The organism is Kaistia sp. UC242_56 (genome assembly GCF_044452255.1).
Classification (GTDB): Bacteria; Pseudomonadota; Alphaproteobacteria; order Rhizobiales; family Kaistiaceae; genus Kaistia; species Kaistia defluvii_A.
The window spans coordinates 2,582,084-2,602,877 of the sequence record NZ_JBIOAN010000002.1; the positions used below are offsets into that span (position 1 = coordinate 2,582,084).

Annotated in this window: 17 protein-coding genes and 1 pseudogene; 9 read left to right on the plus strand and 9 right to left on the minus strand. The window is 66.3% G+C overall.

Annotation, left to right across the window (positions count from 1 at the left end):
• Window positions 1–23: 23 nt before the first annotated feature.
• Entirely contained in the window at window positions 24–1,067 is a 1,044-nt protein-coding gene (gene waaC / locus ACHMWQ_RS14850; RefSeq protein ID WP_396308040.1) for a lipopolysaccharide heptosyltransferase I, read from the plus strand.
• Here the strand turns inward: waaC and ACHMWQ_RS14855 are convergent.
• The 7 genes from ACHMWQ_RS14855 to ACHMWQ_RS14885 are packed head-to-tail and all read right to left on the minus strand — an operon-like array spanning window position 1,050 to window position 9,455.
• Window positions 1,050–2,192, minus strand: a complete 1,143-nt coding sequence (locus ACHMWQ_RS14855) for an AGE family epimerase/isomerase (RefSeq protein ID WP_396308041.1) — start codon at window positions 2,190–2,192, stop codon at window positions 1,050–1,052. The genes waaC and ACHMWQ_RS14855 overlap by 18 nt on opposite strands.
• Complete coding sequence (gene rfaE1 / locus ACHMWQ_RS14860) at window positions 2,189–3,628, minus strand: D-glycero-beta-D-manno-heptose-7-phosphate kinase (RefSeq protein ID WP_396308042.1); 1,440 nt, start codon at window positions 3,626–3,628, stop codon at window positions 2,189–2,191. Before rfaE1 ends, ACHMWQ_RS14855 begins: the two co-directional genes overlap by 4 nt.
• Before the next feature lie 9 nt (window positions 3,629–3,637).
• Window positions 3,638–4,174, minus strand: coding sequence for a D-glycero-alpha-D-manno-heptose-1,7-bisphosphate 7-phosphatase (locus tag ACHMWQ_RS14865; protein WP_396308043.1), 537 nt, complete (start codon window positions 4,172–4,174; stop codon window positions 3,638–3,640).
• The gene (rfaD, locus tag ACHMWQ_RS14870) at window positions 4,171–5,181 is read right to left on the minus strand and encodes an ADP-glyceromanno-heptose 6-epimerase (protein ID WP_396308044.1); all 1,011 of its coding nucleotides are present in this window, start codon (window positions 5,179–5,181) and stop codon (window positions 4,171–4,173) included. The genes ACHMWQ_RS14865 and rfaD overlap by 4 nt, the downstream gene beginning before the upstream one ends.
• A 56-nt stretch (window positions 5,182–5,237) precedes the next feature.
• Window positions 5,238–6,296, minus strand: a complete 1,059-nt coding sequence (gene waaF / locus ACHMWQ_RS14875; protein WP_396308045.1) for a lipopolysaccharide heptosyltransferase II — start codon at window positions 6,294–6,296, stop codon at window positions 5,238–5,240.
• 50 nt (window positions 6,297–6,346) lie between these two features.
• Window positions 6,347–6,673 (minus strand): hypothetical protein, encoded by a 327-nt coding sequence (locus ACHMWQ_RS14880; protein ID WP_396308046.1) that lies wholly within the window; start codon window positions 6,671–6,673, stop codon window positions 6,347–6,349.
• 58 nt (window positions 6,674–6,731) lie between these two features.
• Window positions 6,732–9,455 (minus strand): DUF2339 domain-containing protein, encoded by a 2,724-nt coding sequence (locus ACHMWQ_RS14885; RefSeq protein WP_396308047.1) that lies wholly within the window; start codon window positions 9,453–9,455, stop codon window positions 6,732–6,734.
• 246 nt (window positions 9,456–9,701) lie between these two features.
• On the opposite strand from ACHMWQ_RS14885, the gene ACHMWQ_RS14890 reads away from it, so the two are divergent.
• The 4 genes from ACHMWQ_RS14890 to ACHMWQ_RS14905 are packed head-to-tail and all read left to right on the plus strand — an operon-like array spanning window position 9,702 to window position 13,377.
• Window positions 9,702–11,342 (plus strand): ArnT family glycosyltransferase, encoded by a 1,641-nt coding sequence (locus ACHMWQ_RS14890; RefSeq protein WP_396308048.1) that lies wholly within the window; start codon window positions 9,702–9,704, stop codon window positions 11,340–11,342.
• Complete coding sequence (locus ACHMWQ_RS14895) at window positions 11,339–12,292, plus strand: phosphatase PAP2 family protein (RefSeq protein ID WP_396308049.1); 954 nt, start codon at window positions 11,339–11,341, stop codon at window positions 12,290–12,292. The genes ACHMWQ_RS14890 and ACHMWQ_RS14895 overlap by 4 nt, the downstream gene beginning before the upstream one ends.
• On the plus strand, window positions 12,249–13,046 hold the full coding sequence (locus ACHMWQ_RS14900) for a glycosyltransferase family 2 protein (protein WP_396308050.1): 798 nt from the start codon (window positions 12,249–12,251) through the stop codon (window positions 13,044–13,046). Before ACHMWQ_RS14895 ends, ACHMWQ_RS14900 begins: the two co-directional genes overlap by 44 nt.
• Window positions 13,036–13,377, plus strand: a complete 342-nt coding sequence (locus ACHMWQ_RS14905; RefSeq protein ID WP_354549101.1) for a lipid-A-disaccharide synthase N-terminal domain-containing protein — start codon at window positions 13,036–13,038, stop codon at window positions 13,375–13,377. Before ACHMWQ_RS14900 ends, ACHMWQ_RS14905 begins: the two co-directional genes overlap by 11 nt.
• Here the strand turns inward: ACHMWQ_RS14905 and metC are convergent.
• Entirely contained in the window at window positions 13,370–14,548 is a 1,179-nt protein-coding gene (gene metC / locus ACHMWQ_RS14910; RefSeq protein ID WP_396308051.1) for a cystathionine beta-lyase, read from the minus strand. The two genes, ACHMWQ_RS14905 and metC, sit on opposite strands and share 8 nt — an antisense overlap.
• A gap of 329 nt (window positions 14,549–14,877) precedes the next feature.
• Between metC and ACHMWQ_RS14915 the strand changes: the two genes are divergently transcribed.
• The 4 genes and pseudogenes from ACHMWQ_RS14915 to ACHMWQ_RS14930 all read left to right on the plus strand — a co-directional run bounded on the left by ACHMWQ_RS14915 (window position 14,878) and on the right by ACHMWQ_RS14930 (window position 19,403).
• Window positions 14,878–15,900 (plus strand): amino acid ABC transporter substrate-binding protein, encoded by a 1,023-nt coding sequence (locus tag ACHMWQ_RS14915; protein WP_354549104.1) that lies wholly within the window; start codon window positions 14,878–14,880, stop codon window positions 15,898–15,900.
• A 161-nt stretch (window positions 15,901–16,061) separates the two neighbouring features.
• Window positions 16,062–17,237, plus strand: a complete 1,176-nt coding sequence (locus ACHMWQ_RS14920; RefSeq protein ID WP_396308052.1) for an amino acid ABC transporter permease — start codon at window positions 16,062–16,064, stop codon at window positions 17,235–17,237.
• Window positions 17,238–17,247: 10 nt separating this feature from the next.
• A pseudogene (locus ACHMWQ_RS14925) lies at window positions 17,248–18,583 on the plus strand (amino acid ABC transporter permease).
• Between the two features lie 19 nt (window positions 18,584–18,602).
• The gene (locus ACHMWQ_RS14930; RefSeq protein WP_323181628.1) at window positions 18,603–19,403 is read left to right on the plus strand and encodes an amino acid ABC transporter ATP-binding protein; all 801 of its coding nucleotides are present in this window, start codon (window positions 18,603–18,605) and stop codon (window positions 19,401–19,403) included.
• A 67-nt stretch (window positions 19,404–19,470) separates the two neighbouring features.
• Here the strand turns inward: ACHMWQ_RS14930 and ACHMWQ_RS14935 are convergent, their stop codons facing one another.
• Window positions 19,471–20,745 carry an OmpA family protein gene (locus ACHMWQ_RS14935; RefSeq protein ID WP_396308053.1) on the minus strand — a complete coding sequence of 425 codons (1,275 nt, stop codon included), beginning with the start codon at window positions 20,743–20,745 and terminating at the stop codon, window positions 19,471–19,473.
• Window positions 20,746–20,794 lie beyond the last annotated feature (49 nt).

The following is a 20,794-nucleotide window of genomic DNA, read 5'->3' on the forward strand; positions in this document are numbered from 1 at the left end:
GCCGATCCGGCCGCAAGGTGATGATGCGCGTCCTTCTCGTCAAACTCTCGTCGCTTGGCGACGTCGTCCACACCTATCCTGCGGTGACGGACGCCATGCGCGCCATTCCCGGCCTTGAGCTGGACTGGGTCGTCGACGAGGCGTTCGCGCCGCTCGCAAGGCTGCATCCGGCCGTGCGCAACGTCATCGCCCTGCCGATCCGCCGGATGAAGAAGAAGCCGCGCGAGACCTTCGCCGAAATGAAGGACGCCGTCGGCATGCTCCGGGGCGGCGGCTACGACCTGCTGATCGACGCCCAGGGGCTAATGAAGAGTTCGCTCGTCGGGATGTTCTCCGGCGTTACGCCGCGCCACGGCTTCGCCAAGGGCAGCGCGCGGGAGAGCATGGCGACCTGGCTCTACCAGGTCGGCCACGACATCCCCGAAACCGAGCATATGGTCACGCGCATCCGCAAGCTGTTCGCGCAGTCGCTCGGCTATCCGATGCCGACAGGCCCGGCGGATGCGGGGCTGGTGCCGGATTTCGCCAATACCGGTATCCGGACGCGCAGCGGCGACGGCGTCGTGCTGATCCACGGCACCAGCTGGGCCACCAAGACCTGGACGGTCGAAGGCTGGCGCGGCGTTGCCAAGCATTGTGGCGCGGCCGGCCTCGGCGTGAAGCTGTTCGCGCATGGTGCGACCGAGACCGAGCGGGCGGCCAGGATCGCGGCCGGCCTGCCAAATGTCGAACAGGTGCCGGCGGGCGGGCTGGAGAGCCTCATTCCGGTGATCGCCAACGCAGCCGGCGTCGTCACGGTCGATACGGGCCTGGGCCATCTCGCCGCTGCCTTCGGCATCCCGACGATCGGCCTCTATGGCCCGACCAATCCCGGCCTTACCGGGTTGGTCGGTCCCGACGTCGAGGAGTTCGTGTCGACGCGCGATTGCGCGCCCTGCGAACAGACACAATGCCGGATCAAGCCGGACTTTGGCGAGGGACCGCCCTGCATGGCCGACCAGACCGCCGATCGGGTCTGGCAGGCCCTGGCGCGGCGGCTGCGCCTCGCCTCAGCCGGCGGCCTTTGAGGTAGCCGCATCCTCGGCTTCGAACAGCGCGCCCATCACATGATAGAGCGTCGAGGCCGGCATGTGGTCGACGAGCGGCGTACCGTCAGCTTCGATCCGGTCCATCCAGCCGCCTTCGAGTGAATCCGGCGCAAAGGTCAACAGGCTCGCCATCAGATGATCGGCCATCTCCGCCGCGCCGGGCTGGCCTTCGCGCGTGGCCGTCACCAGGGCCTTGACACCCTCTGCATGCGGCCAGGACCGGAAGCTCGGGATCATCACGCTGCCGCTATCGGTCACGGCATCGACGATCAGGCCGGTCGACTGGTCCAGGCCATGATCGAGGCCGAACATCAGTAGCCGGTCCGTCACCGATTCCGGCACGATGCCGCCAAGGCGGCGATATTCGCCGAGCAGCCAGTACCATTCGAACTGGTGGCCCGGTTCGACGCGGTTTTCGCCGCGCGGCAGCAGCGGCTTCCAGTCGGGCGAGAAGTCCTCGAGCAGGGCGCCGCTCTCGGGATCGATCATCCGCTCCAGGGCCAGTTTTACCAACGCATCGGCACGGGCGAAGTCGCGCGCCCGTCCGGTCGTCTCGTAGAGCGCCAGCACAGCTTCCAGCAGGTGCATGTGCGGGTTCTGGCGGCGCGTCGGGTCGGCCGAGGGCGCGGCATCGAGAAATCCGCCATGCGGCGCGGCAAGCACGACGTCGATCTCGGCGAGCGTTTCGTCCGCCAGGCGGACCGCATGCGGGTCGCCGGTCAGGCGATGGCTCCAGGCGAGTGCATAGACGATGAAAGCGTGGGCGTAGAGATCGCGAACCCGGCTCGCAGGCTTCCCGTCCGCGTCGATCGAAAAGATCCAGCCGGGATGGCCGTCGCCGCGGTGATAGAGCCGCTCGACATTGGCGAGACACGTGACCACGGCCTCGTCCGCGCCCTTGTGCCAACCCCTGAGGCTGGCGCGCGAAAAGGTGGCGATCTGGCGGGCCTGCACCATCAGCCGGGTTGCCGGGAGGGCGATCGGCTGGCGGTCAAAATCCAGCCGCTCGTGAAAGAGGCCGCGCTGCCGGTCGAAGCCGGTCTCGGCCCAGAGCGGAAGGGCTGCTTCGGTCGCCCAGGCCTTGGCGTAGGCGAGGCTCTTCACGACTTGGCCGCCGCGACGAGCGCGCTCGTGGAGCGGCCGGCGATCAGATTGGCCAGCACGACCTTGCCGCCGCGCGCCTTGACGAAGTCAGCGCCAACGACCTGGTCCTCGCGATAGTCCGCCCCCTTCACCAGCACGTCAGGCCGGATCGCCTGGATGGCCTCGAGCGGCGTGTCCTCGTCGAACAGGACCACGAGGTCCACCGCCCGCAGCGCGCCCATGACGCGGGCGCGGGCCTGCTCGTCCTGCAGCGGCCGCGACGGACCCTTGAGGCGCTTGACCGAGGCATCGGTATTGAGGGCGACGACCAGTCGGTCGCCTTCCTTCGCCGCCGCCTCGATCAGCGCGATGTGACCGGGATGCAGCAGGTCGAAGCAGCCATTGGTGAACACGACCCGCGAGCCTCGGGCCTGCCAGCGGGCGACGATCTTGGCAGCATCAGCGCGTGAGACAAGCGCGCCGGCACGGTCCTCGGCATGGCTGGTGCGATCGAGGGCAGCGACCAGCTCGGCGCGCGTCACGACGGCCGTGCCGAGCTTGCTGACGGCGATCGCCGCGGCGGCATTGGCCGTGACGACGCTGGTTTCGAGCGGCAGCCCGGAGGCCAGCGCCACGGCGAGCGCGGCGACCACCGTATCGCCGGCGCCGGAGACGTCGAACACCTCGCGTGCCTCGGTCGGAACATGCGTCACCGCGCCAGTCTGGCGCCAGAGCGTCATGCCCTTCTCGGCGCGGGTCACCAGAACGTCGCCGTCGAATTGCTGGCCGGCGGCGGCGGCGGCGCGCACCGCTTCCTCGTCGGTATCGTCGTTGAGGCCGGTCGCCTCGAACAGTTCCTTGCGGTTGGGCGTGACCAGCGTCGCGCCGCGATAGATGTCAAAGGTCCTGCGCTTCGGATCGACGATCACCGGCACCTTGCGTGCCCGCGCTTCGGCGATCAGCGACGTGATGACCCAGTCGGAGAGCACGCCCTTGGCATAGTCCGAGAGGACGACGATATCGGCTTCGGCGATGGCCGCCTTGCCGGCCGCGATCAGGTTGGCCTCTGCCTCGGGGCCTGGCGAGCCGGGGCTCTCGGCGTCGATGCGGACGATCTGCTGGCGGCCGCTCATGACCCGGGTCTTGGTCACGGTCGGGCGGGTCTTGTCGACAACAAGGTGGTTCAGGTGGATGGCGGGGTATTCGGCGAGCACGGTCCGAAGCTCATCGGCTTCGACGTCCGCGCCGACATAGCCGACCAGCGTCACCGCCGCACCGAGCCCCGCGACGTTGGCGGCGACATTGGCCGCGCCGCCGGCGACGATGCGGATATTGCCATGCAGCAGCACCGGCACGGGCGCTTCCGGCGAGATCCGGCTGACGGAGCCGGTGATATAGCGGTCCACCATGACATCGCCGATGACGACCACGCGTCCGGAATGCAGTTCGTCCAGCATCGAAAGATCCTATTTGGCCCGAATGGGCGCATCCGCCTGTAGGAGCACCCCGGCGACGAAATCGTCAAGATCTCCGCCGGAGAAGCGATGTCCTGAAATATTGGCCGCCATGGCCGCCGCGATGTCGCTCGACTTGTCGCCGATCAGGAACGAGCGGACGATATCGATCGGCAACTCCCGCGCCGCGCGCAGGATCATGCCGGGCTTCGGCTTGCGATCGGGATGATCGACCCGGTATTCCGCGACGACGCCCTTGGGGTGGTAGGGGCAGCTGTAGACAGCGTCGATCCGCGCCCCGGCCTCGGCCAGTTCCGCCAGCATATGCTCGTGGAAACGCGCAACATCCGCTTCGGAATAATAGCCGCGCGCGACGCCCGACTGGTTGGTGACGACGACGACCAGATAGCCGGCCTCGTTCAGCCGTCGGATGGCGTCCGGCGCCCCGTCGATGAAGACGAGATCCTCCGGCTTGTAGGTGTAGCCGTGATCGACATTGATGACGCCGTCGCGGTCGAGAAACGCCGCCGGACGGAGGGCCTCGCTCAAAGTGCGATGCCCTTGGCGAGATAGTCACCGACATAGCTCTGAATGCCGTCTTCCAGCGAACGGAAGTCGGCATTGTAACCGGCGCGGCGCAGCTTGGTCATGTCGGCTTCCGTGAAATACTGGTAGGCGTTGCGGATGCGCTCGGGCATGTCGACATAGTCGATCACCGGTTCGCGGCCGGCGGCCCTGAACACGGCGCGAGCGAGATCCGCGAAGCTGCGGGCCTTGCCGGTGCCGACATTGAAGATGCCGCTGACGCCGGGGCTGCCGATCAGCCAACGGGCGACATCGACGCAATCCGCGACATGGACGAAATCGCGCAGCTGGCCGCCATCGACATAGTTGGGGTCGTGCGAGCGGAACAGCGTCACCGCCTCGCCGGCGGAGGCGGTCGGGTAGATCTTGTGGATCACCGAACGCATGTCGTCCTTGTGCGCCTCGAACGGGCCATAGACGTTGAAGAACTTCAGCCCCGCCCATTGCGGCGGCGTGGCGCGACCGGCGCGGACATCGTCCATGATGCGGCGGTCGACGGCGAGCTTGCTCCATCCATAGGCGTTGAGCGGACGGAGCCTGGCCAGATGCTCCGGGGTCTCGTCATCGACGAAGCCGTCCTTGCCGTCGCCATAGGTAGCGGCCGACGAGGCATAGATCAGGCGTATTTCGTGTCGCGTGGAGAGCGCCCAGAGGTCGAGCGTCGCGCGGATGTTGCGTTCGACGATCAGGTCGACATCGGCCTCCGTGGTCGCCGAAATGGCCCCCATATGCACGATTGCCTCGACGCGACGGTGATTGTCTTCCAGCCAGGCCAGGGTGGCCTCGGGCCGGATGACGTCATCGAGCAGGATATCGGCGACGTTCAGCCATTTGCGGCCGGTGCCGAACCAGTCCGATACGACGATCCGCCAGCCGTCGGCCGCGAGCGCGCGCGCCATGTTGGATCCGATGAAGCCCGCGCCGCCAGTGACCAGGATCGTGTCGCGGCCGTTTCTCGAATTCACGCTCATCGGCATTTCCCTCAAGCCCGCGTCGGATCGGCGCGTCGGCGGTTGGATAGCGCAAGTCAGCGGTGGATGGAACCGGCGGCTTCGGCTTGCGCGACTGCAATCACACGTTGCACGGCCGCAAAGACTCGCTGTGCGTCAATGCCCTCCAGGCACGCCAGCGTGCCGAGCGGACATTCGCGCTTGAAGCAGGGCCGGCAGGACAGCTCGATCGAGACGACCTCGGCATTCGGCGCGGTCGGCGGTGTCATCGCCTCGGAACTGGAGCCGTAGACGACGACAAGCGGCCGGTCGAGAGCGCCGGCGACATGCATCAGGCCCGAATCGTTGGAGACGACGGCGTCGCAGCGGCCGAGCAACGCAGCCGCTTCGATCAGCGATGTCTTGCCGGAGAGATCATCCACCGGCACGCCGGCCAGCCGCGCGATTTCGGCGGAGATCGTCTTGTCCTTGGGGCCGCCGAACAGACGCACCAGATATCCCGCCTCCTCGGCGAGTTGGGCGAGGGCAGCGAATTTCGCCGCCGGCCACTGCTTCGCCGGCCCGTATTCCGCACCTGGACAGAGGCCGAGAACGGGCCGGTCATTGCCCAAGCCAAAGCGGTCTGCGAGGGCAGTGAGGTCGACATCCGGCTGCAGGAGGCGGGGACGCGGAGACGCCGGCGATTGGCCGGCCGGGCCCGCGAGCGCGACGAAGCGGTCGATGGTGCGGGCCGTCCTGCGGTCTGCGTCGTTGCGCGCATCGGTCAGAAGGATGCTGCGCCCTTCCGCGGCATAGCCGATCCGCTCCGGAATTCGCGCGGCGAAAGGCGGAATGGCCGCCTTGAAGGCGCGGGGCAGCACGATGGCGGTGCCATAGCCTGCCGATTTCAGGGATCGACCGATCTTCCAGCGGCCGGCCAGCCCGAACTGACCGTGCCCGAAGCCAAGCGGGATCGCGTTGCGGACGCCTTCGATCAGAGTGGCAATGGGGAGGGCCGCCGGTGGGGCGAGGACATCGACCGCACGACCCGGAAATCGCGCGCGGATGGCCGCGACGAGGCTCGCGGCCATGACCATGTCGCCGACCCACGAAGGGCCGACAAGCAATATGGGGGATTGGGTGTCTGTGGCGCGCATGTGTGGCTCGGGGACTTCATGGCCCCGAGCCGTGCGGGCGTCAAGGCAGATCAGCCACGCGGAGCGTTCATAGGAATCTCCTGCGGCGAATTGCCGGGTAATTCCTGCGGCACCGGCTGGATGTCGGGTGGGGTCGGGCTCGGCGGGGGCTGGGGCTGCGGATCATGCATCGGCGGCATGGGCTGCGGCGGCGCCGGATTGGGCACATCAGGATTGCCCGGAAGTTCCTGCGGCGGGATCGGAGGGATATCCGGTCCGGGCTGCGGCTGGTCGGGCTGCGGGCTCGGGTCATGCACCGGGGGCGCCGGCTGGGGCTGACCCGGATCGGGCACGTCGGGTCCCGGCGTGGCGAGGACGGGGCGGTTCAGATCGGACATGAAATTCTCCCTTCGTTAGCCCAACGGATGGGGGCGAAGGGAGTTCCTGGCAAATGCCCTATGTGTCGGCCGGCGTTCCTGTTTCCGGCGGCAACTCGTCGGGCTCGCTGGAAGCGCGGGACCCGCCGAAGAGCAGCCGCTGATAGACGAGTCCGATGCCGATCAGCACCGCGCCAAGCCCCATGAAGGAGAGGGCGCGCCAGACGCCTTCCAGGTTCGACATGTCGATCAGGAAGACCTTCAGCACGGTGACCACGATCAGCAGCGCGGAGGCCAATCGGGCCGCCCTTTGCCGGAAGACGAGGCCAAAGGCCAGCAGCAGGATGCCGAGCGCCAGCCAGGCCGCGGAATAGGCATAGGACTCGGCAGAACCGATCGGATCGCGTGAGAGGTCCGGCGAGGCGGAGAACAGGAAACGGATTTCCAGCGTGACGGCAGCGAAGGCGAGGATCAGCGCCACGGCGCCGGTCGCGCCTTGCAGCCAGCGCAGACTGGCCGGCGGCGTGCGGAAGGCTACCAGGCCGGCGAGAACGGCCGGCAGGCCATAGGCGAGCAGGATTTCGTTGAACACCGGGCCGCCACCGACGGGATCGCCGGTGAACAGCGGATTGACCACGAGGCCGAGCCCGATCACCGCGTTCAGCAAGCCGAAGATGCGGGCCAGCGCTCCACCGATTCGGAACACCGGGCTTGGTCGGCTCTGCGCGAGACGCGAGAGACCGAGCGCAAAGGCAAAGGCCGCGGCGGTCGTCAGGCCCTGTTCGCTGAGTGCGGTTGCCGGCGTCAGCAGATCGCCGCCGAAGACGATGGCGCGGATTTCGAACACCACGAGCAGCGCCGACATGATCACCGCCAGCGCTTCCGCCGCGAACACGGCGCGATCGACGCGGACCCGCCGCAGCAGAACCGAGGCGGTGGCGAAGGCGGCGGCAGGGATGCCGTAGCCGATCAGGATCGAGAGATAGATGCCGCTCCCGGCGCGGACACCGAAGATGTAGGGGTCCCAGGCGATGCGGCCGAGCACCAGCAGCGCCAGGACGGCGACCGCATAGCGCAGCACGCCGATCGGGCGGCGCAACTGCACCCAGGCGGCGCCCAAAGCTGCGAGGGCCAGCGCCGTCGTCAGCATGCCGCCTTCCAGTGCCATGGTCAGCGCCGCGGCGATGGCCGCGATGGCGCCGGCGGCGAACAGGCCGGTCGGGACCTGATCCAGCGCCGATCCGTCACGCTCGCGGCGGGCAAAGCGCTCGGTCAGAACGGCATAGAGGGCAGCCAGAGCCAGCGCCACGGCGGCGAAGGCGATGCTGGAGACAAAGCCGGTAATGCGAAGATAGGCGACGATGGCGACCACCACCGGCCCCGCGCTGGCCGCCGCGGCGTGCGCCGTGGTGGCGAAAGGTCCGGCTTCGGGTCGCGCCTGCAACCGCGTCAAGGCGCTCGCGATCAGCGCCGCCGATCCCAGCAAGCCGACGATGCCGAACATGCGGATCGCGTCGGGGAGGGGGAAGTAGGTCGAGAGCGCATCGACGATATAGGTGACCGGCTCGAGCGTTGCCTGGGCCGCGGCCGGCCAGAAGAACAGAAGCGCGACCAGTTCGATGGCGACGACCGGCGAAACGAAGGCGACCGCGTCGTAGCGCCGTGCCAGCAACAGCAACATGGCGCCGCCGATCAGGCTGGCGGCAATGCTCGCCGAGGCATAATCGCGAGCGATCGCGCCGACGACGAGGAGGGCGGCAATACCGGCCAGCACGCCGACGGCGAACCAGTCCGGCCTATCGGTGGTCGTGTCGCGCTGCACATCGACGACCAGGAAGATCGAGGCGAGGGCGAGCAGGAGGATGGCATAGATGCCGCTTTCGATCGCGCCGGCGCCCGCGCCGAACATGACGAAGCCCCAGAGGATGGCGGCAATGCTGGCCGCGATCGCCAGCCAGCGCCAGAGGCGCAGCCGGGCCAGCGCGAAGGCGAACGTCGTCACGACGACCAGATAGATCATCAGCGCCAGGATGTTGGGCGCGTCGCTGGAGATCAGCAGCGGCGTGACATAGGAGCCGACGAGGCCGAGGCCGGAAAGCCAGGCGCCATGCAGGCCGGCAGCGGCCATGGTCGCCATGCCGATCAGCGCCAGCAGGATGAAGGCGGCCGTGGGTCCGATCAGGCCATAGAGCGCATAGGCGGCATAGACCGTGGCGAACAGGCCGACCGTGCCGGCGGCCGTGAGAATGCCCGGGACATTGGCTGCCGGGATGCGCGAAATCGCCGTGATCCGGTCGGAACGGCGCAGCCATTCGCCAAGGCCCAGCAGGACGAGCGAGAACAGCGCGCCGAAGGCGATGCGCACACCCGGCCCGAGCAGGCCGGCCTCGATCGAGAAGCGGACGAGGAAGATCGCACCGAGCGCCAGCGCCAGACCGCCGACCCAGACGGCCCACCGAGCGCCAAGCTTCTGCTCGAAGCTTTCCTTCGGCCGCTGTGGTGGCTTGGGTGCAGCGTCCGCGGGCGTCTGCACCAACTCCAGAGGAGACGGCTCGTCAGCCTCCTGCGGGAGGGCTGCCACGTCCGCCTCAGGCGTCGGCTCAAGAATGTCAACGGTCGGAAGGGGCGGGCTCTCGGCGGGCGCTGCCGCCAATGCAGCGGGAGGGTGCTGCTCAAGCAGGAGCAGGCGTGATTCGAGCGCCCGGATGCGCCGGCGTGCGCCGAGCGACATGACAAAGGCTGAAATGGCCATGATCGGCAGTGCGATCAGGGCGATGATTCCAAGGGCGATCCATTCATCCATGTCCGTCTGTTAGCACGACAAATCGGTTTGGGCTGTGATCGATTTCTCAAGGCGGATCCGCGCGCCCGCATGCGCTGGATCCGCGCGGCGCAGCGTGCCGCTGTTGCTGCGGCGCGGACTTCGCTATATCCCGCTCGCTTCGGGCACGGACAGGAATGGGACGGTAGGCGCGTGAGCAGAGCCGAGGCGACCGCAGGCGGGACAGGGGCGATCTGGTCGCGCCTCGCCACGAGAATCGAAAGCGCCGTGGACCGGATCGCTTGTTCATCCTCCGCGAGCCTCATTCTGATCGCCCTCGTGGCGCTGCTTTCCTTCCTGCCTGGCCTTGCGACGCTCCCCCCGGTCGACCGTGACGAGCCGCGCTTCGCGCAGGCGACGCACCAGATGGTCGAGACCGGCAATTACCTCGATATCCGGCTGCAGGAGCAGACCCGCTACAAAAAGCCGATTGGCATCTACTGGCTGCAGTCGATCGCGGTCTGGGTGACGGGAACGGGGCCGGACGCGCCGATCGGCGTCTATCGCCTGCCGTCGATGATCGGCGCGATCCTGGCGGCCTGCCTGACCTGGTGGCTGGCCATGGCCTTCGGGCGTCCGCGCGTCGCCCTGCTGGCCGGGCTGCTCATGGCCTCCACCGTGCTGCTCGGCGTCGAGGCGCGCCTCGCCAAGACCGACGCGGTGCTGCTGGCCACCATTCTTGTGGCGCATGGCGCGCTGGCGCGGGCATGGCTCTCCACGTCGACGGAGCGCAATCTCAAGCTCGCCGCGATCTTCTGGACCGCGCTCGGCGCGTCGATCCTGATCAAGGGGCCTGTGGGGCTGGCGGCGATCGCCTGTCCGCTGATCCTGCTCTCCGTCGTCGGCGGCTCTTTCCGCTGGTTCAAGCAACTGGCGCCGTTGCCGGGCCTGGTCTGGATGCTCGTCGTCGTGGCGCCCTGGTTCGTCGCCATCGGCATCGCCAGCAAGGGCGCCTTCTTCCAAGAGGCGGTCGGCAAGGACCTGATCGGCAAGGTCGTCAGCGTCCAGGAATCGCACGGCGCCCCACCCGGCGCCTATCTGCTGCTGATGTTCTTCACCTTCTGGCCGGTCGCCGCCTATTTCAGCGCCGGAATATCCTGGATCATGGACCGCTTCCGGCAACCCGTGATCCTCTATGCCGTCGCGTCGGTGATCCCCTTCTGGCTCGCCGTCGAGGCGACGCCGACCAAGCTGCCGCACTATGTCCTGCCGCTCTATCCGCTGATGGCGATTGCCACGGCCGCCGCGCTCGACGGCGGCGGCATTCGGACGCGAGGCTGGTTCGCCCGCTTCGCCGCGTCCGGCGCCGCGCTGTTTCCCTTCGCCCTCGCCATCGCCGCTGCCGTGATCGCGTTCCTGCTCGGCGAGGCGGTGCCGGTCCTCGGTATCGTCGTCCTGCTGGCCGCCACCTTGGTCGGGCTCGTCTCAGCCCGGTTGTTCGCCCTGTCGCCGATTGCCAGCAGTATCGTCGCGGTCCTAGCTGCGATCGTCACCTATCTCGGCATTTTCGGCATGGTGCTGCCAGGCTATCAGCAGACCCGTATCAGCGAGAATCTGGCCCGCGCCGGCCATGCCGCCCTGACGTGCCCGAGCCCTCGCTTCGCCAGCGCAGGCTTCGCCGAGCCGAGCCTAGTCCTTCTCGCCGGCACGAACACGTTGTTGACGGAAGGCAGCGGCGCCGCCAACTTCCTCGCGGCCGGCGATTGCCGCGCCGCCTTTGTCGAAAAGCGTCAATTGCAGAGCTTCAACGAACGCGCCGAGGATCTCGGCATGATCGTGGACGAGGCGAGCGTCGTGCGCGGCTATGCGCTGAACGGCGGCCGCATGCTCGACCTGCATGTCTTCGTCCCCCGGAGCGCTACGCCGTGAAGGTAGCGCTTTTCCGCCTGAAGAAGCGGCTGTCTTGGCCGCGCGAGAACTGCGCGGCGATTGCCGAGCGGGCACGCCGGGTGCAGCAGCGCCCGACCACCCACGCGCCGGTCTTCCAGACTTCCGACATCCTCGCGCTGGTCGTGATCAGCGTGGCGCTGATTGCCATCGTCGGGCTCGCCTTCGATGGCCTGTCGGTGGAGCGAGCCCGCGCCTTGCCCCGCGTCGTCTATTTCATCGGCGATTGGCTTTCCTATTTCGGCAAGTCGCAATGGGAACTGGTGCCGGCCGGGATTGTGGTCCTGGTGCTGTTGTCTGGCCGCTGGAAGATCGTGCCGCCGCTGGTCCGCGCTGCCTGGGCGGAGATCGGTGCGCTTGCCGCCTACATCTTCCTGGCGATTGCCGGCTCCGGAATTCTCGTCAACATTGCCAAGCAGTTGATCGGACGCGGACGCCCGCCGACCTTTGACGAATACGGCGCCCTGGCGTTGCATCCGCTGGAATTCGCCTATCGCTTCCAGAGCTTCCCCTCCGGCCATGCGACCACAGCAGGGGCGCTCATCGCCATCGGTTTCCTGGTCATTCCGCGCTGGCGCCTGGGCCTTCTGATCCTAGGGCTTTCCATTGCAGCAAGCCGGGTGGTCGTTGCCGCCCACTATCCAAGCGACATCCTGGCCGGGCTGATTTTCGGCTATGCGTTCAGCCTTTGGCTGGCCGGACGTTTTGCCGCCGCAGGCTGGGGCTTTGCACGCGGATCGACCGGCTCTATAACCGCGCGCACTGCGGCGATCCGGATCAGTTTCGGAAGTCCCGCGCGTGTCGCGATCCTGTTTGCCGGGCTTCTGGATGCGCTCCTGGGACGGCGGATCTGGATCGCGGCGCTCAAATCCATCGGAGACGGTTCCTATGACGATGCCCGCTCCCGGCGAAACCGTCTTGACCCACCATGACGCGGACGCCCGGTTGACGACGCGGCCGGACGTTTCCGTGGTCATCCCGTGCAAGAACGAAGCGGAAAACCTGCCGGAGCTGATCGGTGAGATCGCCGCCGCTCTTGCAGGGCGCCGTTTCGAGATCATCGTCGTCGACGACGGTTCGACTGATGCGACGCCAGCCGTGATCCGCGAACTGATGCGCGACCGGCCCTGGCTGCGCTCGATGCGAGATACCCGGTCGAGCGGGCAGAGCGCCGCCGTCCGCACCGGCCTGCTCGCCGCGCGTGGTGACGTGGTGCTGACGATTGACGGCGACGGCCAGAACAATCCCGACTTCATGCCGGCGATGCTGGACGCGCTGGAGCAGGGCGGCCCGCAGACGGCGCTTGTCGCCGGCCAGCGCCTGAAGCGCACCGATTCCGGCGCCAAGCGGATGGCTTCGCGCTTTGCCAACCGGCTGCGCGGCGCGATCCTCAAGGATGGCACGCGCGATTCCGGCTGCGGCCTCAAGGCGGTCCGGCGCGAGGTTTTCCTGCTGTTTCCCTATTTCGACGGCTGGCACCGCTACCTGCCGGCCCTGACGATCCGTGAAGGCTACAAGGTCGCGCATGTCGACGTTGTCGACCGCAACCGTCGTCACGGCACGTCCAAATATGGCATCCTGGATCGCGGCCTCGTCGGCGCTCTCGATCTATTCGGTGTGTGGTGGTTGATCCGGCGGCGGAAGAATATTCCCGCGCCGACAGAGGTGACGATCGATGGCCGGTAATCTTTTCGGCGCAATTGGAAACTGGCTGCACCACGTCTTCGTGGAGCAGTTCGATGTGTGGATCCTGCTCGGCTTCGTCGCGCAGGCGCTGTTCACGATGCGCTTCGTCGTGCAGTGGATCGCGAGCGAGCGGGCCAAGAAGAGCGTCGTGCCCGCCGCCTTCTGGACCTTCTCGATCCTCGGCGGCGCGCTTCTGCTCGTCTATGCGATCTACCGCAAGGATCCGGTATTCATCGCCGGACAGGCGGCCGGCCTGTTCATCTATTTCCGCAACGTCTGGTTCATTCTGCACGAGCGGAAGCTGGCGCGCGAGAGCGGCGCCGTCAGCTGAGATTGCTGACGCGCGCGAAGCTCGCTTCCAGATCGGCGATCAGGTCGGACGTGTCTTCCAGTCCAATCTGGAGCCGGATGATCCGGTCCTCGACCGGCCAGGGCCTGGCCGCGCGGTTCGGGCGGCCGATGATCGCCAGGCTTTCGAAACCGCCCCAGGAATAGCCGAGTCCGAACAGCCGCAGGCCGTCCAGGAACGCCTTGATCTTATCGAGGCTCCAATCGTTCATGACGATGCCGAACAGGCCGCTGGAGCCCGTCATGTCGCGCTTCCAGATCGCGTGGCCGGGATCGGACGGCAGCCCCGGATGCAGCACCCGGCCGACCTCGGCCCGGCCTTCGAGCCAGCCGGCGATTGTGAGCCCGGATTGCATCTGGCGGTCGAGGCGGACACCCATGGTCCGGATGCCGCGCAGCGTCAGGTAGATATCGTCCGGCCCGACGCAGAGGCCCATGTCGCCATGCGTGTCCCGGAGCATCCTGTGAGTGCGGGCATTGGCGGCGACGGTGCCGATCATCACGTCGGAATGGCCGCAGAGATACTTTGTGCCGGCCAGGATCGCGAGATCGACGCCATGTTCGAGCGGCTTGAAGAAATAGGGCGTAGCCCAGGTGTTGTCCGCCAGCACGAAGGCGCCGCGGGCATGTGCCACGGCCGCGATCGCCGGGATGTCGGAAATCTCGAAGGTCAGCGAACCCGGGCTCTCTAGGTAGACCGCGCGGGTGTTGGGCTTGAAGAGCGTGGCGATCGCGGCGCCGATCCTGGGATCGAAGAAGGTTGTCTCGATGCCCAGGCGCTGCAGCATGTTGCGCGCGAAGTTCCGGGCGGGGTCGTAGGCATTGTCGGCCATCAGCAGATGATCGCCGGACCGAAGCACGGAGAGCAGGGCGGTTGACACGGCGGAGAGGCCGGACGGGCAGAGCACGGTCCCTTCGGCGCCCTCCATTTCCGTCATCGCCATTTCGAGCGCCTCGATCGTCGGCGTGCCGCGACGGCCATAGGTGTAGCGCTGCTGGCCGCCGAGCATATCGTCGGAGGTCTCGAACAGGACGGTCGAGGCATGCACGACCGGCGGATTGACGAACGGACCGGTCAGGTCGTGATCCCGCCCGCTGCGCACCAGGCGCGTCAGCGGCTTTTCCATCGACGTATTCTTGTCATTGCGGGACATGCAGGACTCCGAAGAAAATGGCGGGCGGGGGCGGGAACTTCGTTCCCACGCTGGTGCCTCTTTCTAAAACCTTTGCTGAAACAATGGTCTGTCGGCAGAACCGCGCCCCCTTGACCGGCTTGGCATAATGCCATGTGATGCACGGGTCAATTCAAGTTCCGACACGCGGGACGAGGATCAATTCATAAGCGGATTGTGCCCGGTACAGATGGATCGGGAAGATTGCAGGATCCATCCATGTCGAATGGCTGGATCGAAGATCTCGGTAACGAGACGATACTGCATCGGCCTGAAACGACGGGTATTCCAGGGGAACAGAAGGCTGCACGATGAACAGGAAGATTGCTTCTATTCTGATTGGCGCCGCGATGGCGCTGACAGGCGCAACGGGTGCCGGGGCAGGCACGCTTGAAGACGTGAAGGCCAAGGGCTTTCTTCAATGCGGCGCCAATGGCGGCAATTTGATCGGTTTCGGCGCCACGGACGAAAAGGGCGAGTGGAGCGGCATCGACGTCGATTTCTGCCGCGCAATGGCCGCCGCCATCTTCAACGACCCGACCAAGGTGAAGTTCACGCCGCTCAACGCCAAGGAGCGCTTCACCGCGCTGCAGTCCGGCGAAGTGGACGTGCTTTCCCGCAACACGACCTGGACGATGTCGCGCGACAGCTCGCTCGGCCTGCAGTTCGTCGGCGTCACCTATTATGACGGCCAGGGCTTCATGGTCCGCAAGGCGCTCGGCGTCTCGTCAGCGCTGGAGCTCTCCGGCGCCAAGGTCTGCACGCAGACCGGCACCACGACCGAGCTCAACCTCGCCGACTATTTCCGCTCGCACAACATGCCCTACGAGGTCGTGGCGTTCGAGAAGAACGAGGAAGTGCTGCAGGCCTATGAGGCCGGCCGCTGCGACGCCTATACCACCGACGCCTCCGGCCTCTATGCCGAGCGCCTCAAGCTGACCAATCCCGACGAGCACATGATCCTGCCGGAGATCATCTCCAAGGAGCCGCTCGGACCGGCCGTCCGCCAGGGCGACGACAAGTGGTTCACCTTGGCGAAATGGACGCTGTTCGCGCTGCTGAACGCCGAAGAGCTGGGCCTGACCAAGGCCAACATCGACGAGAAGAAGACCTCCGACAATCCGGAGATCAAGCGCTTCCTCGGCATCGAGGGCAATTTCGGCGAGCCGATCGGCCTTCCCGCGGACTGGGCCTACAATGTCATCAAGGGCGTCGGCAATTACGGCGAGATTTTCGACGCCAATATCGGCCCCTCCACGCCGCTCGGTATCGCGCGCGGCCTGAATAACCTCTGGTCGAAGGGCGGCATCCAGTACGCGCCCCCGATCCGCTGACTTGATCGAGTCGACCACGGACGGTTCGCCGTCCGTGGTTCGCAGCGGTGACGGGCGCCAAGACCCGAACCGTGCGCATGGACCGACAAAAGACCGGTTCCTCCGGTCGATGAGGGGATACAGTTTTGGCAGATAGAGGCGCGGCGTCCGCAGGGGGACGCATGGCTACCCTTCTGAACAATCCGACGATCCGAGGTTACGCGTTCCAGATCGTCTTCGTGCTTGTCCTGGGCTGGCTGGTCTGGGACATCATCGACAACACGGCGCGCAACCTGCAGAAGGCGAATATCGCCGCCGGCTACGGCTTTCTGGACCGGACGGCCGGGTTCGGCATCGTCCAGAAGCTGATCGCCTACGCCGAATCGTCCTCCTACGGCCGGGCACTGCTCATCGGCCTGCTGAACACGCTCCTCGTCTCGGGCCTCGGCATCATCCTGGCGACCGTCATTGGTTTCATCGTCGGCGTCGCGCGGCTCTCTTCCAACTGGCTGGTGTCGCGCGTCGCCACCGCCTATGTCGAGCTCCTGCGCAACATCCCGCTGCTGCTGCAGCTTTTCTTCTGGTATTTCATGGTCTTGCGCGCCGTTCCTGGCATGCGCGAGAAATGGTCCCTGTTTGGTGTCTTCCACATCAACATTGGCGGCCTGCATGTGCCCAAGCTGGTGCTGGGCGATACCGCCTGGATGGTCGGTGCCGCCATCCTGATCGCCATCGCGTTGATGATCTTCGTCGCCAAATGGGGCGCGGCCCGGCAGAGCGCCACGGGCTATCGGCCGCCGGTTGGATGGATCAACCTCGCCATCCTGATCGGCCTTCCCGTGGCGGCCTTCTTCTTCGCCGGCCAGCCGCTGCACTTCAACGTGCCGGTATTCAACGAAACCGGACCCTTGCTGCGGCGGGGCTTCCAGCCGGATTCCGGCATGACGATCATCCCCGAATTCGTCGGCCTGCTGCTTTCGCTGTCGCTCTACACCGCCGCCTATATCGCTGAGGTGGTGCGATCGGGCATCCAGGCCGTCAGCCGGGGCCAGACCGAGGCCGCCGCCTCGCTGGGGCTTCGCTCGGGTCAGACCTTGCGTCTGGTGGTGGTTCCGCAGGCGATGCGGGTCATCATTCCCCCGCTCACCAACCAATATCTCAATCTCACCAAGAACTCGTCGCTGGCCGTGGCCGTGGCTTATCCGGATCTGGTCGCCGTCGGCGGCACCGTGCTGAACCAGACGGGGCAGGCGGTCGAAGTCGTCAGCATATGGATGCTGTTCTATCTCGGCCTCAGCTTCCTCACTTCCGCGGTCATGGGCTATTTCAACAAGCGCGCCGCGCTGGTCGAACGGTGAGGGCAGCGCCATGAATGCTCCAAGCCAAACCTTCGTCAGCAACGCCCTCATCCCGGCCCAGGCGCCGCCGGCCAATTCCGTCGGCATCAATGGCTGGATGCGGAAGAACCTGTTCTCGACGCCGCTGAACAGCGTCATGACGGTCGTTCTGCTGGCCTTCATCGTCTGGGCCGTGACGCCGTTCATCCGCTTCACGCTGATTGACGCGACCTGGACGGGAACGGACCGGCAGGCCTGCCTGCAATCGACCGGCGCATGCTGGGCCTATGTGAAGGCCTATCTTCCGCAGTTCATCTACGGCCGCTATCCGATCGGCGAGCGCTGGCGCGTCGATCTCGTCTTCTGGATGCTGGTGATCGGCATGATCCCCATGCTGATCCCGCGCGCGCCCTTCAAGCGGCTCAACGCCATCTTCCTGCTCGGCATCTTTCCGGTCGCAGCCTTCATCCTGCTGACGGGCGGCCACTATCAGTTCTCCGGCCGGCTCATCCCGAACAGCGTGATGCCGCCGTCGCCGCTGCGCTTCGCCATCGAATTCGGCATCGTTTCGGCGGTGATCCTGTTCTTCGTCGGGCTGTTCGCCTGGCTGTCCGGCAAGCCTGTCGCCGGTTCCGGCAATGTCGTTGGGATCATCCTGGGCTGCGTCGCCGCGGTGCTCGCGCTCTGCGGCATCGATTTCGGACTGGTCCCCCGTCGAGACCGCCAATTGGGGCGGTCTCCTGGTGACGCTGGTCGTCGCCATCACCGGCATGATCGCGTCCCTGCCGCTGGGCATTCTGCTGGCGCTCGGAAGGCGTTCGGAGATGCCCGTGGTCAAGCTCGCCTCGACCATCTTCATCGAGGTCTGGCGCGGCGTGCCGCTCATCACCGTGCTGTTCATGGCCTCGGTGATGCTGCCGCTGTTCCTTCCCGACGGCGTGACGTTCGACAAGCTCCTGCGCGCCCTGATCGGCGTGGCGCTGTTCAACGCCGCCTACATGGCCGAGACCATTCGCGGCGGCTTGCAGGCGATTCCGCGCGGCCAGTATGAAGGCGCCAAGGCGCTGGGCCTCGGCTATTGGCAGATGATGCGGATGATCATCCTGCCGCAATCGCTCAAGATCGTCATTCCCGGCATCGTCGGCTCGTTCATCTCCCTGTTCAAGGATACGACGCTGGTCATCATCATCGGGCTGTACGACTTCCTGGGACAGATCCAGGCCTCGGCGAACGACGCCAAATGGGCCTCTCCGGTGACGGGACTGACGGGCTATATTTTCGCCGCCATGGTGTTTTGGGCATTCTGTTTCTCGATGTCGCGCTATGCTGCCTTTACAGAAAGACGGCTCGACAGGGGCCGCAGATGAATTGCAAGGGGAACTGAAGATGTCGGATCTTTCCGTCGCCACCGAGGAACTTCCGCCGGTTGCGCCCGCCCTGAAGGTCTCCTCCACCGACGTCGCGGTCGAGATGGTCGACGTCAACAAGTGGTATGGCGAGTTCCACGTCCTGCGCGACATCAACCTCAAGGTCATGCGCGGCGAACGTATCGTGATCTGCGGACCCTCGGGCTCCGGCAAGTCCACGCTGATCCGCTGCATCAACCGGCTGGAAGAACACCAGAAGGGCAAGATCGTCGTCGACGGCAAGGAACTCACCAACGATCTCCGGAAGATCGACGAGGTGCGCCGCGAGGTCGGCATGGTGTTCCAGCACTTCAACCTGTTCCCGCATCTAACGATCCTCGAGAACTGCACGCTGGCGCCGATCAACGTCCGCAAGATGCCGAAGCGCGAGGCCGAGGACATCGCGATGCACTATCTGAACCGGGTCAAGATCCCGGAGCAGGCCAACAAATATCCGGGCCAGCTTTCTGGCGGCCAGCAGCAGCGCGTGGCGATCGCCCGCTCGCTCTGCATGAACCCGCGCGTAATGCTGTTCGACGAGCCCACCTCGGCGCTCGATCCGGAAATGATCAAGGAAGTGCTCGACGTGATGGTCGGGCTGGCTCTGGAAGGCATGACGATGATTTGCGTCACGCACGAGATGGGCTTTGCCCGCCAAGTGGCCAATCGCGTCATCTTCATGGATGGCGGCCAGATCATCGAGCAGAACGATCCGGTCAGCTTCTTCACCAATCCGCAGCACGAGCGGACCAAGCTGTTCCTGAGCCAGATCCTGCACTGACCGTGTGGCGTCCAGACACGAAAAAGCCCGGCAGCGGAACTGCCGGGCTTTTTTTGCTTTGCGGTGACTACCGACCCTGCAGCAGGGGCGTGATGTTGCGGATGGTCACGCGGCGGTTCTGACGCTCCGGCCCATCCGTCGGGATCTTCAGATAGCGCTCGCCATAGCCCTGGCTGATGAGAGCATCGCGGGGAATGTCGAAATACTCGGCCAGGATACCCGCCACCGACGCCGCACGCCGATCCGAAAGTTCGAGATTGGCGAGGTCGGTGCCCACGGCATCGGTGTGCCCTTCGATCAGGAACACGGCATTCGGATTGCGATCGACGACGCGACTGATGGCGCGACCGATGGACCGCAGCTTTCGCACCTGATCATCCGGAACCCGCGCCGAACCGAACTCGAAGGTGATCGAGTCGAGATCGACACGCCGCACCATGTCGCGAACCCTGGGATCCCTACGGATTTCATTGATCGAATAGCCACGGTCGATCCGTTGCACCGGGGCCGAGCGGAACGTATCCTCGATCTGCCGTTCGGTGGCGCGCCCGCCATCGATGAACCGGCCATTGGGACGGTACGGACGCGGATCGTCGCGATAGGCGCCCGGAGGCGGGGGCACTTCCCGATCGCCGGGGCGGCGTCCCTCGATGAAGATATCGCGGGGCGGCGGGCCATCGCGGTAGTCGTCGCGATACGGTCCGTCATCACCCGGGCGCGGCGGACGTGCGTCGGGCCGAGGGCGGTCATTGCCGGGGCGTGGCGCATCGGGACGCGCCTGTTCGCCGCGCGGCGGCCGACCCGTCGCATCGTCAGGACGGCGGCCGGGGGCCGGGCGGGTGGAATCCGGCTCGGGCTGGGGCCGGGGCCGCGTCTCACCCGAACCCGGGGGCGTCGGCCTGCGGTCGGGAGCCGCGCGGCTGTCCGGCGCAGGCTTGGCGTCGGGCTTGGCCGGCGGTGCCGGCTTCGGCGCGGGGGCATCCGGCTTCTTGGTATCGGCGGGAGGCGCCGGCGGCTGGTAGGGCTTGGGCTGCGCGCCCTTGTCGGCGGGCGGATTGGGCTGCGCCTGCCGGGGGGCGGGGCGGGAAGGCTCGGTCTCCGCAGGCGCACGGGCATCCGGCGCAGGCGCGCCGCCGCCACCCGCCGTTTCCGCCGAACGAAGGTCCTTCATGGCTTCGGAGACACCCCGACGCGCAGCGCGGACATCTCCGCCCGTCTCTTCGGCCTGCTTCAGCGAGTTCTGGGCCTGCTCGAGCAGTTCGCGGGCCCGGGAGACTCGGTCCTCCGCCTGCGCGACGACAATCGGTGCGTTGATGGAGCGAACCTGCTCGGCGAATGCCATCGATGGACCCGCCAGCAGAACCGGGATCGCTACCGATGAAAGCAAAAGA